Annotated in this window: 12 protein-coding genes; 5 read left to right on the top strand and 7 right to left on the bottom strand. The window is 66.5% G+C overall.

All coding sequences use genetic code 11. The features are described from left to right. Window positions 1-12: 12 nt before the first annotated feature. From alaS to ACOGW9_RS10975, 6 genes are all read right to left on the bottom strand, one after another. Window positions 13-2,625, bottom strand: a complete 2,613-nt coding sequence (alaS, locus tag ACOGW9_RS11000) for an alanine--tRNA ligase (RefSeq protein ID WP_419911184.1) — start codon at window positions 2,623-2,625, stop codon at window positions 13-15. 62 nt (window positions 2,626-2,687) lie between these two features. After that, window positions 2,688-2,957 carry a hypothetical protein gene (locus ACOGW9_RS10995; RefSeq protein ID WP_419911182.1) on the bottom strand — a complete coding sequence of 90 codons (270 nt, stop codon included), beginning with the start codon at window positions 2,955-2,957 and terminating at the stop codon, window positions 2,688-2,690. A gap of 1 nt (window position 2,958) precedes the next feature. Then, window positions 2,959-3,342 (bottom strand): hypothetical protein, encoded by a 384-nt coding sequence (locus tag ACOGW9_RS10990; RefSeq protein ID WP_419911180.1) that lies wholly within the window; start codon window positions 3,340-3,342, stop codon window positions 2,959-2,961. Next, window positions 3,339-5,162, bottom strand: a complete 1,824-nt coding sequence (gene aspS / locus ACOGW9_RS10985; protein WP_419911178.1) for an aspartate--tRNA ligase — start codon at window positions 5,160-5,162, stop codon at window positions 3,339-3,341. The genes ACOGW9_RS10990 and aspS overlap by 4 nt, the downstream gene beginning before the upstream one ends. Further along, window positions 5,162-6,514, bottom strand: coding sequence for a histidine--tRNA ligase (gene hisS, locus ACOGW9_RS10980; RefSeq protein WP_419911176.1), 1,353 nt, complete (start codon window positions 6,512-6,514; stop codon window positions 5,162-5,164). The genes aspS and hisS overlap by 1 nt, the downstream gene beginning before the upstream one ends. 52 nt (window positions 6,515-6,566) lie before the next feature. Further along, the gene (locus tag ACOGW9_RS10975) at window positions 6,567-8,840 is read right to left on the bottom strand and encodes a RelA/SpoT family protein (protein ID WP_419911174.1); all 2,274 of its coding nucleotides are present in this window, start codon (window positions 8,838-8,840) and stop codon (window positions 6,567-6,569) included. Window positions 8,841-8,984: 144 nt separating this feature from the next. On the opposite strand from ACOGW9_RS10975, the gene ACOGW9_RS10970 reads away from it, so the two are divergent. Continuing rightward, window positions 8,985-9,194: a hypothetical protein gene (locus ACOGW9_RS10970; RefSeq protein ID WP_419911172.1), complete on the top strand. Its 210-nt coding sequence runs from the start codon at window positions 8,985-8,987 to the stop codon at window positions 9,192-9,194. Then, a complete protein-coding gene (locus ACOGW9_RS10965) occupies window positions 9,116-9,415 on the top strand; it encodes a DUF1778 domain-containing protein (RefSeq protein WP_419911170.1) in 300 nt (99 codons plus the stop codon). The genes ACOGW9_RS10970 and ACOGW9_RS10965 overlap by 79 nt, the downstream gene beginning before the upstream one ends. On the opposite strand, the gene ACOGW9_RS10960 is transcribed toward ACOGW9_RS10965, so the two are convergent. After that, the gene (locus tag ACOGW9_RS10960; RefSeq protein ID WP_419911169.1) at window positions 9,388-10,353 is read right to left on the bottom strand and encodes an HNH endonuclease family protein; all 966 of its coding nucleotides are present in this window, start codon (window positions 10,351-10,353) and stop codon (window positions 9,388-9,390) included. The two genes, ACOGW9_RS10965 and ACOGW9_RS10960, sit on opposite strands and share 28 nt — an antisense overlap. 186 nt (window positions 10,354-10,539) lie before the next feature. Here ACOGW9_RS10960 and ACOGW9_RS10955 point away from each other — a divergent pair, with 186 nt between their 5' ends. The 3 genes from ACOGW9_RS10955 to ACOGW9_RS10945 all read left to right on the top strand — a co-directional run bounded on the left by ACOGW9_RS10955 (window position 10,540) and on the right by ACOGW9_RS10945 (window position 15,400). After that, window positions 10,540-11,385 (top strand): hypothetical protein, encoded by an 846-nt coding sequence (locus ACOGW9_RS10955; RefSeq protein ID WP_419911167.1) that lies wholly within the window; start codon window positions 10,540-10,542, stop codon window positions 11,383-11,385. Next, window positions 11,382-12,008 carry an alpha-ketoglutarate-dependent dioxygenase AlkB gene (locus ACOGW9_RS10950; protein ID WP_419911165.1) on the top strand — a complete coding sequence of 209 codons (627 nt, stop codon included), beginning with the start codon at window positions 11,382-11,384 and terminating at the stop codon, window positions 12,006-12,008. Before ACOGW9_RS10955 ends, ACOGW9_RS10950 begins: the two co-directional genes overlap by 4 nt. Before the next feature lie 632 nt (window positions 12,009-12,640). Further along, window positions 12,641-15,400, top strand: coding sequence for a hypothetical protein (locus tag ACOGW9_RS10945; protein WP_419911163.1), 2,760 nt, complete (start codon window positions 12,641-12,643; stop codon window positions 15,398-15,400). Window positions 15,401-15,408: the final 8 nt, after the last annotated feature.

Genomic DNA, 15,408 nt, shown 5'->3' with positions numbered 1-15,408 from the left:
GGGCGCGATCTCTCAAGTCCCGAGTGCGGCTGCTCGAGCCTGGGCCAAAGCGTCACCGATGCCGTCGGGATTGCGGCCCCCGGCCACCACCAGCGGCGGGTCGCCCTTGGCACCGAACCCGCCGCCCACCGTCCGGGCGGCGTCGGCGAGCAGGGCACCCGCCGACAGCGTCCCGGCGGGATCCACCGCAGCCACCAGGGCCACTCCCCCGCCCGGGGGCGCGGAGGCCAGCACCACGGCACGGATGCCATCGCGGTCGCGCACCGACACGGCGAGATCCCGCAGTGCATCGCGCTCGAGATCGCCGAGGTCGGCGATGACCACGCCGTCATCTGCGGTCGCAGCGAGCTCGCCGGCCCGTCCCGCCGACAGGGTCCGCTGCAGATCGCGTACTTGCCGGCGCAGCTCCTTGGTCTCATCGACGCGACGCTGCACTGCGGCGGCGATCTCGTCGGGCTGGGCATTGAGCAGCTCCGCCACGACCCCCAGCGTGTCCTCAGCTTCTGCGAGCCGGTCCACGGTGGCAAGACCGGTGATGGCTTCGATGCGGCGCATGTTGGACCCGATGCTGGACTCCGAGACGATCCGCAGATGGCCGATGTCGCCGAGCGCTGCCACGTGGGTGCCGCCGCACAGCTCGACCGAGTGCGGCCCTGCTTCGAGCACCCGTACCACGTCGCCGTACTTGTCGCCGAAGAAGGCAATGGCGCCGATCGACTGCGCATGGCTCATCGACGTCTCGTAGTGACGGCAGCGGCCGTTGGCGATGATCTCGGCATTCGCGACGCGCTCGATCTCGCGCAGCTGCGGCGGGCTCACGCCTTCGTAGTGGCTGAAGTCGAATCGCAGCCGATCGGGTGACACCAGCGAGCCGGCCTGCTTGACGTGATGACCGAGCACCTCACGCAGCGCCCAGTGCAGGATGTGGGTGCCGGTGTGATTGCGGCGGATGGCGGCGCGCCGCTCGTTGTCGATCTCGGCGCTGACGAGCGTGCCGGCCTCGACGACGCCGCTGCGGATGCGCCCGACGTGACGGTGCAGATCTGCCAGCGCGTAGGTGCAGTCGAGCACGTCGATGATGCCCTCTGGGCCTGTGATCGTGCCGATGTCGCCGATCTGCCCGCCGCTCTCTGCGTAGAACGGAGTGCGATCCAAGAACACCTCGACGAGGCCGTCGCCTTCGACTGCTCCGTCGTGCCCGTCGCCTGGTGGCAGCTCGAAGACGGCCAAGACCCGGGCCTCGTCGGTGCTCGGCGAATCCCGCACGAAGTGGGTCGGCCCGAACTGGGCCAGCAGCTCCCGGTAGCGCTCATCGGCGAATGTCGGTCCGCCGGTCCGGCCCGCTCGTGCCCGGGCACGCTGCTCTTCCATGGCGATCTCGAAGCCGTCGCGGTCGAGACTGAAGCCACGCTCGGCGAGGATCTCCTCGGTCACCTCCACCGGGAATCCATGCGTGTCATGGAGCACAAAGGCGATCTCGCCGTCGAGTACTTTCGAGTCAAGCCCCGTAGTCGCCTCGTCGAGAATCTTCTGCCCGGCGGCGAGCGTGGCCCGGAAGCGCTGCTCCTCGCGGGCTACCACCTCGGAGATGAACTGCTTGTTGACGACCAAGTCGGTGTAGTGGTCGCCCATCACCTCCACCACGATCTCGACCAGCCGCGGCATCACCACGTCGGTGACGCCGAGCACCCAGGCATGGCGGACGGCACGGCGGATGATGCGCCGCAGCACGTAGCCGCGGTCCTCGTTGGAGGGGAAGACGCCGTCGGAGATGAGCATGGCGGTCGTTCGGGCGTGGTCGGCGAAGATCCGCATCGAGACATCGGTCTCGGGATCGGCGCCGTAGGTCTTGCCGCAGATGCGCTCGGCTTCGGCCAGCAGCGGCACGAAGAGGTCGATGTCCCATGCCGCCGGAACGCCCTGCAGCACGGCCAAGATGCGTTCGAGGCCGGCGCCGGTGTCGATGCCGGGTGCCTCCAGCGGTGTCAGTTCGCCGGTGCCGTCGGCCGCGAACTGCATGAACACGAGGTTCCAGATCTCGACGAAGCGATCCTCGTCTCCGTGGGCGGGACCGCCGCCGGGGCCGTGTTCGGGACCGAGGTCGTAGAAGATCTCGCTGCAGGGCCCGCACGGGCCGACGTCGCCAGCAGCCCACCAGTTGTCCTTGTCGAGCCGCTGGATGCGTTCGGCCGGAACGCCGACGGATGTCTGCCAGATCTCGGCGGCCTCGTCGTCAGAGACGTGGACGGTCACCCACAGCTTGTCGGCGTCGAGGCCGAGCACCTCGGTCACGAACTCCCACGCCCACGGGATCGCCTCGGCCTTGAAGTAGTCGCCGAAGCTGAAGTTGCCCATCATCTCGAAGAACGTGAAGTGGCGATTGGTGCGGCCGATGTCGTCGAGATCGTTGTGCTTGCCGCCCGCCCGGACGCACTTCTGAATGGTCACCATGCGGCGTGTGGGGGGCACCTCGGAGCCGAGGAAGTACGGCATGAACGGCACCATGCCGGCCACCGTGAACAGCAGCGACGGCTCGTGGGGAATCAGGCTCGCGGAGGCGCGGACTTCGTGTCCTCGCTCGGCCCAGAACGAGCTGAACGCCTCACGCAGTTCCCCAGCGCGCATCGGAGCAAGGATAGCTATGGCCCTTCGCGGCCTCCATGGCCGCCGAGGCCCTTTGCGGCCTCTTAGGCGGCTTCGCGGCGGTGGCGGCGCTCGGCCCAGCGGCGGTCTCGCTCGTCTCGCAGGCGCTGCTCGGCGTCGTGCATCTGGCGCTTGCCGTCGCGCCATGCGACACGGAGATCCCGGCGCATCCGGCGTGCTGTGCCCAGCGCCGTGGCGGTCCCTCGCACGGGTGCGTAACGGTCCAGCAACGAGCGCAACCGTCGCTGCAGCCACAACGACGCGCCGGCACCCAGGCCCGCGCCCAATGTCAGCCATCGCAGCCGCTTGAACACCTCAGCGCTCCCCCGTGTCGCCGCTGGCACGAGTTTCGCGCTCAGGATCGCCGAGACGGTCCTTCAAGACAGAAAATGCCGATCTGACCTTGTCGACTGGCGCCGCCGCGGCGCGGGCGGTGGCCGCACCTGCGGTCTCGGCCAGCCCAGCGACCTTCTGCGCCACGTTCAGCAGATCGCGCAGCCGGCCGATCTCGGTCTGGGCCATCTCGGCGGTGTCTGCCAGTTGGCCCAGCGCCGGCCCGACCTTGGCGTCGAAATCCTCCAGCTTGCGGCGCAATTCCCGCATCAGGGCGAATGCCTGGGTGAGCACCGCGATGAGCGCGACCAGCGCCACCACGACGCACACGGTCACCACCACCGCGGCAAGGTCGCCGGAGCTCATGGCAGATCCTCATCGTCGGCGACGAGTGCGAGGCCGAGTTCTTCGAGCTGGACGCCGGAGATCGCGGACGGGGCGTTGGTGAGCGGATCGGCGCCGGACTGGCTCTTGGGAAAGGCGATCACCTCGCGGATGTTCTCCTCGCCGCACAGCAGCGCCGCCAGCCGGTCGATGCCGAAGGCAAAGCCTGCATGCGGCGGCGCTCCGTAGCGGAACGCGTCCAGCAGGAACCCGAATCGCTCCTGCGCGGTAGCGGGGTCGATGCCCAGCAGATCGAAGACCTGCTGCTGGATATCGCCCCGGTGGATCCGGACACTGCCCGAACCCAGCTCCCAGCCGTTCAGCACCAGGTCGTACGCCTGCGAGCGCACGCCCAGCAGCGTGTCGGCATCGAAACCGCCGCCTGCGGCCATGCGGGCCGAGGCCGCCGCGACCACATCGAGATCGTCGGTATGGGGCATGGTGAACGGGTGGTGGGCCGGGATCGGCAGACCGTCAGCACTCACATCTTCGAACAGGGGAAAGTCGACCACCCACAGGAAGTGCAAGCCGCCCTCGTTCACCGGCGGGCGGCCCAGCTCCAGCCGCAGCAGGCCGAGCACTCCGCTGGCTCGCCGCCACGTGTCGGCCACCAGGTAGCACATGTCCCCCGGCTCGGCCCCGAGACGCCCCAGCACACCGTCGATCTCGGCGTCGGACATGAACTTGGCGACCGGCGAGGTGACGGCAAGCCGGCCGTCGGTTGTGCTGCGGGCGCCCTCTGCCAGCGGCTCGCCAGCACTGACCCGCATCCACACGAGACCTTTGGCGCCCCAGCGCTGGCACTGCTTGGTGAGATCGTCGACTGCGTTGCGGCTGATGTCGCCGCCGCCGGGCACCCGGATGCCCCGCACAGCAGGGGCCTTGAAGGCGTTGAACCCGGTCTCAGCGAACAGGTCGGTGAGCTCGGTGAGCTCGAGCCCGAAGCGCAGGTCGGGCTTGTCCGATCCGTAGCGGTCGATCGCCTCGTGCCAGGTGATCTCTCCCATCGCTGCGGGGCGCATGCCGGTGATCTCTTCGGCCGCCTCTGCCACGGCCTCGCTGATCACAGCCCGTACTTCGGCGCCGCTGGCGAAGCTCATCTCGAGGTCGAGTTGCGTGAACTCGAACTGGCGATCGGCTCGCAGGTCTTCGTCCCGCAGGCAACGAGCGATCTGGTAGTAGCGGTCGATGCCGCCCACCATGCAGAGCTGCTTGAACAGCTGGGGACTCTGCGGCAGCGCGTAGAAGCGGCCCTGATGCAGGCGGCTGGGCACCACGAAGTCGCGGGCGCCCTCAGGTGTCGACGCCACGAGTGTCGGCGTCTCGATCTCGATGAACTCCGCTGCCTCCATTGAACGGCGGATCGCTGCATTCACGCGTGCCCGATTCACCAGGTTCGAATGCATGCGTGGATTCCGCAGGTCCAAGTAGCGATGGCGGATGCGCAGCATCTCATCGACCTCGGTGCGGCCGTCAATCTGGAACGGCGGCGGCTCCGAATGCGACAGCACCTCGACGTTTGCATCGCCGATCTCGATCTCGCCGGTGGCCAGATCGGGATTGGCGGTGTCCTCCGGTCGTTCGCGGACTGTGCCGGTCACCGCCAGCACGTATTCCGGTCGCAGATCGTGAGCGTGGTCCACGACGCACTGCACGATGCCGGTGCGGTCACGCAAGTCGACGAAGGCCAGGTGCTCGCCATGCTCACGGCGCCGGGAGACCCAGCCGCACACGGTGACGTCGCGGCCGATGTCGGCGCGGCTCAGCCGTCCGCAGTAGTCGGTTCGCATTCGGTCGCCCATCACGTACCACCTTCCGCATTGAGCTCGTCGAAGATGCGCCGCAGCGCGCCCAGCACTTCGCCACGCGGCACGGTCTGCTGCGAAATGCCGGCGTCGCCGCCGTCAGGGCGCCGCAACGGTCGCACGGTGACGGTGCCGGCGTCGATCTCGTCGGTTCCCACGATGAGCGCAATCTCGGCGCCGGAGCGGTCCGCAGCGCGCATCTGCGCTCGCATCGACCGGTCGTCGAATGCCCGGTCGGCCCGGATGCCCACCGAGCGCAGCTCATGGGTGAGATCGCGTGCGGCGGCGCCGCCGGCCGTGTCGATCACCCACACTTCGGCCCGCTGTGCCGGGACATCGAAGACGCCTTCGGCATCGCAGGCCAGCAGCAGGCGCTCGATGCCCAGCGCAAAGCCGATGCCGGGCGTCGGCGGACCGCCGAGCGCCTCCACGAGCCCGTTGTAGCGACCGCCGCCGCAGATGGTGTCCTGGGCGGCGTCGAGGCTGGCGGCGCGGAATTCGAAGGTGGTGCGGGTGTAGTAGTCGAGACCGCGCACAAGCTTGTGCTCGACCTCGTGGGAGATCCCGAGTGCGTCCAGCCCCTCGCGCACTCGCTCGAAGTGGGCCGCCGTAGCTGCAGTGAGGTAGTCGGTGATGCGTGGAGCTTCCTCGGCCACGGCAGCTGTGGCTGGCCGCTTGGAGTCCAAGATGCGCAGCGGATGGCGCTCGATCTTGTCCCGGTCCTGGGGGTCCACATCGCCGGCCCGGCGCTGCAGGTAGCTGCTCAGCGCCTCGCCGTAGGCAGCGCGGGTGTCGGCGTCGCCCATCGAGTTCACCAGCAGCGGCACCCGCTGCAGCCCGATCGCGTCGAAGAACTCCGCAGCCAGGGCGATGATCTCGACATCTGCGTCGGGGTCGTCGGTGCCGAGCGTCTCCGCCCCGATCTGGTGGAACTGGCGGTAGCGGCCGGCCTGGGGTGCCTCGTAGCGAAAAAACGGCCCCTGGTACCAGACCTTCCACGGGGTCGTGGGACGGTGCTGGGCGAACGCCCGGCACACCGATGCCGTGCACTCGGGCCGCAGCGCCAGGTGGCGGTCGCTGCGGTCGAAGAACTCATACATCTCCTTGCCGACCACGTCGGTGCCCTCGCCAATGCGTGCGAACACGCCGATGTCCTCGAAAATCGGGGTCTGCAAGTAGCCGAATCCGGCACGGTCGGCTGCGGCGATAAAGGCACCCAGCAGCGCCACCCAGCGGCCCGATTCGGGCGGGGCAAGATCGTGCGTTCCGATCGGCGTCCGGAACGTCTTCGAGGCTGCTGCATCGCCGCCGTCAGGAGGGCTCGCAGGGGTCGAAGGCGTACCGGACATGACCAGCGCAGGCTACGGCCCCACCGCCGCCAGTCCTAGCTGCCGCAGAACCTCAGTACTCGGTGCGGGCCAGACCTTGGATGGCGCGGTAGGCGTCGAATACGCCCGGCACTTCGCGCAGGGCGGCGAGCAGCTGGTCCAACAGGATCGGGTCGCCGATCTCGACCTCGATCTGCATCACGGCCACCTGGTCGTCGCCCACGAACGTGTCGCAGCTCGCGATCGACAGGTCATGGCGTCCCGAGACCACCTGCACCACGTCGAGCAGGAGCCGGTTGCGGTCAAGGCCCCGTACCTCCAGCGACGCGACGTACTCGCCTGCCCAGCTCTCGTCCCACTCGACTTCCACCTGTCGAGCTCGCACCGACATGGCCAGCTCGCCTGCGTTCGCGCAGTCGGCACGGTGCACCGAGATGCCGCGCCCGCTGGTCGCGAACCCCAGCACCTCGTCGCCGCGCACGGGGCTGCAGCATCGCGCCAGGCGCACCAGCGCATCGTCGTGTCCGTCGACGTGCACACCTGCGGAGCGGCGGCGGCGCGAGCCGCGCTGACGAGCCGGGCGGGCCGGGAGCTGAACACCGTCGCTCTCGCCTCGCAGGTTGCTGACGAGCCGTTTGGCCACCGAATGGGGCCGTATGTCGCCCTTGCCGATGGCCTCGAACAGCAGGTCCAGGTCGGCACGACTGAACTGCTCCGCCACGGCCCGCATCTCGTCGCCGTCGATGAGCAGCGACGCCTTGAGCCCTTCCGACCGCAGCGAGTCCGAGACCGCCTCGCGTCCTGCGGCCACCCACTCCGACCGGTCGAGTCGTGCAAACCAGCGCCGGATGCTGTAGCGAGCCCGCGGCGTGACAGCGATCTCCAGCCAGTCACGCGATGGCCGAGTCCCGGGGTCGTCGGATGTGAACGCCTCGATCGAGTCCCCCGAGCGCAGGAGGCGGTCAAGCGGCACGAGCCTGCCGTCGATCTTCGCACCGATGAGCGAGTCGCCGATGTCGGTGTGGATGGCGTACGCGAAGTCGATGGGCGTGGCCCCTGTCGGAAGCGTCACCACGTCGCCCTTGGGTGTGAAGACGTACACCTCGTCGTGGCCCAGATCGCTGGCGATGGTGCGCATGAACTCGGCCGGGTCGTCCGACTCGGCCTGCCACTCGACCAGCCGGCTCAGCCACGGCATGTCAGCTTCGGCCGCTGCGCTGCTCTTCTGGTCTGACTTGTTGCCCGCCTTGCCGCTGCCGTTGCGCTCGGCCTTATAGCGCCAGTGCGCGGCCACGCCGTATTCCGCACGCTGGTGCATCTCCTCGGTGCGAATCTGCACTTCCACTGCCGTGCCGGACGGGCCAACCACCGTCGTGTGCAGCGACTGGTACAGGTTGAACTTGGGCATAGCGATGTAGTCCTTGAAGCGGCCGGTCACCGGCTTCCAGGTCGCGTGTATGGAGCCCAAGGCTGCGTATGCATCGCGAATGGTCGGCACCACGACCCTGATGCCCACGAGGTCGAAGATCTCGTCGAACGAGCGGTTCTTGATGACCATCTTCTCGTAGACGCTCCAGTGGTGCTTCTTGCGCCCGGTCACCGTCGCGTCGATCTTCATGCGCGAAAGCTGCTCGCGGACCTCCGAGAGCACCTGGTCGACGAATCGCTCTTGGGAGGGTGTGCGTTCGGCCAGCATCCGGTCGATCTCGGCGTAGCGCTTCGGGTACAGCGCAGCAAACGCCAGGTCCTCCAGCTCGTCGCGGACCTGCTGCATGCCCAGGCGGTTGGCGAGCGGGGCGTAGATGTCGAGCGTCTCGCGTGCCACGTCGGCTTGCTTGGCGCCATCGAGCGCTCCGACCGTGCGCATGTTGTGCAGCCGGTCCGACAGCTTGATCATCAGCACCCGGGGATCGTTCGCGATCGCCACCAGCATCTTGCGCAGGGTGGCGGCCTGCTGCGCCTGCTTGGACGCAAAGCGCACCCGGTCGAGCTTGGTGACGCCGTCCACGATGCCGGCGACCTCTGAGCCGAACTCGTCAGACAGCGCCACGAGCTCCACGCTGGTGTCCTCCACGGCGTCGTGCAGCAGCGCTGCGGCGATGGAGGTGTCGTCGAGACCGAGATCGGCGACCACGCCGGCGACTGCCACCGGGTGGGTGATGTAGGCCTCGCCGGTCTTGCGTCGCTGGCCCTCGTGCGCCGTGCGTGCTGCTTCGTAGGCGCGGATCACCAGCTCGGGCGAACGCTTGGGCCAGCGCTGGCGGTACTTCTCGACGACCGGCGAGATGTCGGCCGCGACCGTGTTCGCGATGCGCCGCCACGGCAGCACGCGCGACACCGCAGGCATGGTCCTAGCCAAGCCGGCCGGTGCGGTGTCCGACCCCAACAAGGCCGAACGTGCGAGAACTCACACCCTCATTCTGCCGTGCCCGCTCTGCGAGGACTGCCCAAATCAGATTGGCGCGACGACAGGCGTCCTAGGCTGGCAAGCGTGGGGACGGACCCGAATCTCAGTCTTACCGTCTTTGACTTGTTCGAGGCCGCTGAGCGGATGATCGAGGCCCGGCTTCGCCGAGAGAACCCGGCGGTCACGCAGGCAGAGATCCGAGCCGCCATCGACGAATGGGCCTCGGGAGGCGACCGCCATCTCGACGCCGACGGCTACCTGCGCGAGTTACCCGTTCCCCAGCACTTGCGGTGACCCGCCTCGACGACGCGCTCGGCGAGGACGTCATGAGTTGTACTTCGGCCGCCGCCAGCGACTATGAGGCCGACCACCGCGTGTTCGCACTGTCACCTGACGAGTGGGATCAGCTCAGCGACATCCTGGATCGGCCAGTCAGAGACAAGCCCAGGCTCTCAAGACTGCTCGCTGAGCCGACGGTGCTTGGATGTCATTCGCGAGGACCCGCAGCCGGCTGAGGCGGGTCGAAGTCGAACTGACTTGGCGCACACTGGTCAATCTGCTCCTCCAGCGCATCGCGTTCGGCTGCGTCGACGGACAGGTTCCAGCGAGACTTGACGGCGATCCAGTCCACTGCGTACTGACAGCGATACGACGAACTCGGCGGCCACCACTCGCCAGGGTCACGTGACCGCTTCGCGCGATTCGTCGACGCACTGACCGCAATGAGCGAGCGTGGATCGCCGAGGTCGTTCGCGAACCGGGTCCACGTGGCCTCGGTCCACAGATGCCCGCCGGACTCCCACGCTTCCGCCAGCGGCACGAGATGATCGATGTCGAGTTCAGCTGCTTCCGTGACGACGGCAGCGTCATAGACGGAGAGCCAGGTGCCGTCGCCGCGCTGCTCCTGGCGCAGCACTAGCTCCCGTGTGGACAGGCCGCCGCTGTAGAGCCACCCGTCAAACAGCGCCTCCCGGTCATAGCCAGCCTGGTGCTCTACGGCCACCCGCAGCCGCTCGAACAGCCCGATGACGCTACGCCGCCGCTCGAGGTCGGCTGCCTCGGCCTCCGGGTCGCGAACCGACGCTTCGGGGAACGTGACCGGCGGCAGCACCGCGGTGTCACCACCAGTCGGAGCAAGGCTGCGATCGCCGTCGCTGCCGTCGCCCGTCTGACGCTCGGCCGTCTCATCGTCGGGAGCAACTGCGCTGTCCGCTTGATCACGTTGCAGGTGAGTTGACGTCTCGTCCGGCTGCTCGACCTGCAGGTCGCGTTCGGCAGCGATGTCCAAATCTGTCGGGGGAGCGCTGTCAGGGATGAGACTGCTGGTTGTGCGTCCGCTCGGCTCCGCTGGAATCGAGTTCGCGCCTGCCGTGACGTGGTGAGCGGCCGGCGAGAAGGCCTGCGAACCCTCAGTGGCGTCGCAAGCACCGAGAAAGAATGCGGTTGCGAGCATCCAAATGCACCGCGGGCGTCGGAGTCGCGGCGCACCGCGGCGCATCATTCGGCGTGCCACTCCCGAACAAGTTAGGACACCTGTCTCAGATGCAGCATCGCCAAGCCGATTGATCAACGTGTGTGTCTCCACATGTTCCGGGCAGAATTGCGTGTTACCTCACGGGCAGGTCAGAGGAGCTGCCACGTGGCGTTCGCCGAGTGCTCGAGAGGACGCGGTGTGTCAGATATGGGCCGCGACGCAGCGTACGACGGAGCATTCGACACCGTCATTGGCTCGCAGTGGAAGTTGATCTCAGACGAGCAGCGTGCTGCAGCCGCCTCAGGCGGCCGACGGGGACGACTGGAGCCGGAAGCACCCGATGCCTACGCGGTACACGACACTCGTCGCTACCAACGAGGCCACGCAGATGTCTTTCGAGAGGTCTTCAACGAGGCGTACAAGGACTCTGGTCATGCCCCGCCAGTCAAGGGAGAGCGGCTGCTGGTCGTCGATGTCGGCGCTGGCGCAGCGACAGTTGCCGTGGCATTGCAAGAAGCCCTCGGCAATGCTCGACAAAGACGAATCGAATATGTGGCCTTCGATCCAAACCTGATGATGCGGACGCTCGGAGAGCGCATCCTCGATTATGTCGCCAAGGGATTCAGATCGGCCAAGTACGTGCCAACGCTCGATGATCTCGACCCCAACGACGGCCACCGAGTGCTCTTCGCGTTCAGCTACGTGGCCCACCAAGATGCGGTAACTACTGATCACCTCGAACAGTGGGCGTCAGTCATCGAGGAAGCCGTCGATGCGGCTGACCGAGCAGTGGAACTGATCTACACGACGGCAGCCAACCTCAGCGGTGACAAGTTCCCTGAACTCTGCGCAATGCTCAAACGAGCTGGCATCACACCAAAGACGAAGCCCGTTAGGGTCAAGGTTCAGAGACGGTATCCGAGCATGGACGGCAGTGACGGGCGCGTGGGTTGGGACTGGCAAGACCGAAACTGGCAGGTGCAGGCGGAGCATTGGGTCCTGCGGTCATGAGCATGCGACTCTTTGCGCTGGATGAGGAGAGCGTCACCGCGCCAGACGGTCTGGAGTATCACCCCGACTTCTTGCAGCCTGCAGAGGAGAGCGATCTACTTGAGCTTCTCGCGAGGATTGACGGTGCCAAATGGCTCGCCGACATCTCCCGACGGGTGCTGCACTTCGGATACAGGTACGACTACTCAAGCCGCAGCCTGGACGAATCGGCTTGTATCGGACCGCTGCCTGAGTGGCTGGACCGTCTGGCCCACAAAGTCCGCGAAGCCGCCTCGAGCGAAGCAAGGCAGCAGCTCCGCGCTGCACATCCGTTCGAACAGGCGATCATCAACGAATACTTGCCTGGGCAAGGAATCGCGCCCCACATCGACCGACACTGCTTCGGCCCTGTCATCGCGACGGTCAGTCTGGGCTCAGCGATCAACATGGATTTCTGCCGTGATCAGACCGGCGAGAGTCATGTGCAGCGTCTCGCGCCTCGCAGCCTCGTCCTCCTGCACGGCGATGCGCGCTCCAAGTGGCGTCACGGCATCGCCAAGCGACGCAGTGACATGTGGGATGACCGCAGGGTGCCACGCCAGCGACGCGTGTCCATCACGCTCCGCACGATCGCAGACCAGTAGAGGCTTCGGCGAGGCGAACGGTCGGTCACGCGCTGTGACCTGCGGCGTTGCCTGAACCACCCGCAGCCTGAACGACAGGCGCCAGGCGTCAGTGTCCCATTCCGCACGCCTTGAGAGACCATCTCTTTCCCATATGTTTGTCACAGACATGTGCGAATATGCACGCATGGCGATGGCTGTCAAGAGTTGGGCGTGAACAGCGATCCATTCAGCGACGACGCGTGGGGTCGACCGCAAGCTGGCGCCGACGGCGGACGCTCCGCGACAGCATCATCGTGGGACTGGGACGATGCCGACCCGCTGAGTGATTCGAGAGGCCCATCTGCCTCGCGGGACCCGCAGGGCCGAAGTAGCGGCCGGACGAGCTTCACGGTCGCCGCTCTCCTCGCACTGGTTTCCGTGATCGCCGCCTTCAGTTCGGCCTCGTCTGGCTCCAGCCGCACTGCCAACGTCGTGTGCTTCGTTCTGGCTCTTCTGTTTTACGCCGGCACATGGATCCTGTACACCGCCAAGCGGGTCGAGTCTCACCTCGTTGGCGGCAGACACCGCATGCCAAGTTGGATCGCCGTACGGCTCCTCGCACTTGCAGGCACGCTGTGGGCAGCGTGGAGCCTGGCTCAGGGGCTCGCTCTGTGAGCCGCCGTCGGTGCTGCCTCACAGCCAGCGTTCTTGCCGCTCTCTTGGTCGCGAGTGCCCTCGCGATCACCGGCGCGCCGCGCCACGCGCAGGCACAGGCACAGGCGCAAGCGCCGGCTGCGTGCGATGCCACTGAGGCGGTTCGCCTGCTGATGCTCTTTGACATCAGCGGCAGTCTCAAAGAGACCGACCCGAACGCCCGCCGGCGCGACGGTGGCTTGGCAGCGCTCGGTGATCTCCAAAGACTGCTGAGGCAGCCGAAGTACAGCGAGGTTCGGCTCTTCGTCGCCGCTGACAGCTTCGCGAGCGACTATGGCGAGAGTCCCTGGGTGCGCCTGACGGCGGCTGCTGACGCCGCCGGGGCGCAGCGCCTTGCTGCAAGCATCGAACAGGTCGCAACGCGCGTCGACGGTGGCAATACCGACTATCGAGAAGCCCTGTCGGGTGCCCTGCAGCGCTTCGTCAACGAACAGCAGTCCGAATGCAAACGCATTTTCTGGTTTACCGATGGCGCTCACCACACCGACCCATCGGTCAAGTCCGTCCTGACCGACGAGGAATCCCGTCAGATCGACGAACTGTGCGCGGCCGATGGCGCTGCGGCCCGCCTGAGCGAGGCAAGGGTCGAGGTCACAGCCGTGCATCTCTCCTCACCCGGAAAGGGTGTCCCCGAGACCCTGCGACGGCTGTACGGCGAGAGCTCGAAGCCCTGCGCTCATCCGCTTATGGGCGAGATCATCGATGTGGCCGAGGCCGGATTGCTCGCAGACCAACTCAGCGAGACAGTCGTCGACGACGCATTCGAGTCCATCGAGCAACCCAATCCGCCCGAGCCTTGCGTGGGAGCGAGCACCTCCGATGGGAGTCCGACGTGCGAATACGCGTTCCAGATCGGCCTTCAGACTCAGTCATTCGACCTCTTCATTCACTTGCGAGATCTTGACGAGCCCGAGAGCGTCGAGATCCTCATCCAGCGGCCCGGCGGCGATCCGAGCAAAGTCGAATTTCCTCAGGTGTTCGCCGAGGCCGAGTTACTGCACCGCCCAACCTTCCTGCTCACGCATGCGCCGACGTCCAACTGGCGCAAGATCAGTGCACACCAGGCCGCCCAGGCCTCGGTCAGCAGCCTGGGTTCGACACCTGCCGCCGGGTGGGAGGGCAAGTGGAAGGTGATCTTCCGCGGCCCAGAGCGACTGCTAGCGCGAGTCAGCCCGCCCCGCATCGAAGAAGAGGGCCTTCCCGAGTTGCGGGCTTTCTACGAGCGAGACCAATTGCGTGGCGAAGTGATCACCGAGCATGGCCCGTTCCAGGGCCACGTCGAGCTCAGCGTGGACGCATCCGAGACCAATCTGGATCGCCTGAGAGTTGGCCGAACCGACGGATACACGGTCATGAATGACCTGCGCTGGTCGGCCTCCGACATCGTGAGCGAACTCATGGAGGTGCCCGGCATGATGGGACACCTCGGCGAGACGCGCGGGGTGGTTCTCGTTCAAGCACAGCTCGTTCAGATTGTGGACTGGGGCGGAGAGTCGATTCCTTGGAAGGTGCCCCTGGCAACAGAGTCGCTGCTGATTGAAGTCGCCGGGGCCAGCGGATGGGAAGACGATTCCCCGCATCCCTTCATCGCCAACGTCACCCCCGACGATGAGCAGTGGTTGACATCGGCGGGGTCGTTCACCGTTGTCGCAGGGGCGGGCGCGCGCGATGGCCGCCTGGAGTTGGATCAAATCGAAGCCGCGGCAGCGGAAGGCCACTCGCTCGAACTCAGTGGTATTGCACCGTGGAGTTGCGACGTTCCATCTGGGGCACCTGGCGTCAGTGTCGACTGCCCTCCGATTCACGTCGAGGTCGAGGCCGACGATGACCTGTTCGCAGATTTCGTATTCCACTTCACCGCACGTGTCGTCGATGCCGAGGCACTGCTTGAGACTGCCGAAGCGCAAGGCTTCGGCGACGAGGCCGCTCGGCGGTATTCCCCGAGGCCACGCACCGCGCAGGCTTCCGGCGTCGAAATCCGAGTCGCTAGCGCCAGCGACACACGTGCATGGTTCGGGTTGCTTCTATTGATCGTCGCAATTGTGGCGTTGCTTCTTCGAGTGCATTCTGCGGCTCGAGTAAGACAGTGGCGACACCTCGACAATGATCAGGCGCTCGTCGCGCAGGTCCGGCTCGACGGCGATGAGCTCGTCCGGGTCGACGGTCGAGCCGTCACGCCGAGTCCCGATGAGATGACGTCTGCGCACGCGCTTACGCAACGAAGGACACAGGCCTCGGTCGGGCCGGTGAGGCTGCGGGCGCAATGGCTGAGTGCGCTGCTCGGCAACCGACCTCCCATCATCGCGACGACTTCGCAGGGGGTGTGCCTGGCCGCAATGGGCAGCAAGCGCAAGCGCGGAATCGTCGGCACGGAACTGCGTGACGGTTGGGCGATCGTCAAGTACGGGGACGACACTCGGTTGGTGATTTGGGACCTAGCAAGAGACCAGTCCGATGCCAAAGACGGCGTGGAGCGAGCCGCCCGAGCCGCTGCCAGCGCCTGCATCCGTAGCAATTTTCTTACAGGAGCCGCTCCGGACCCGCCGAGTGGGGAGAGCGGGGAACCTAATAGCGACGATGACCCGCCGCGGCAACTTAGCCCCGACTCGGGTCAACAGACAGACCCCTTGGGCGCCGCATCGACCGAACGGCTTGAAGCGTCGTCGGGGGAACGAATCGACCCGCTCGGAGGTGAGCATGAGGATCCCCTTGCCTAGCCCCCGCT

This window comes from Candidatus Poriferisodalis sp., assembly GCF_965203655.1.
GTDB lineage: Bacteria > Actinomycetota > Acidimicrobiia > Acidimicrobiales > Poriferisodalaceae > Poriferisodalis.
Note: the sequence above shows the minus strand (reverse complement) of the source record. Positions and strands in the feature narration are given on the sequence as shown.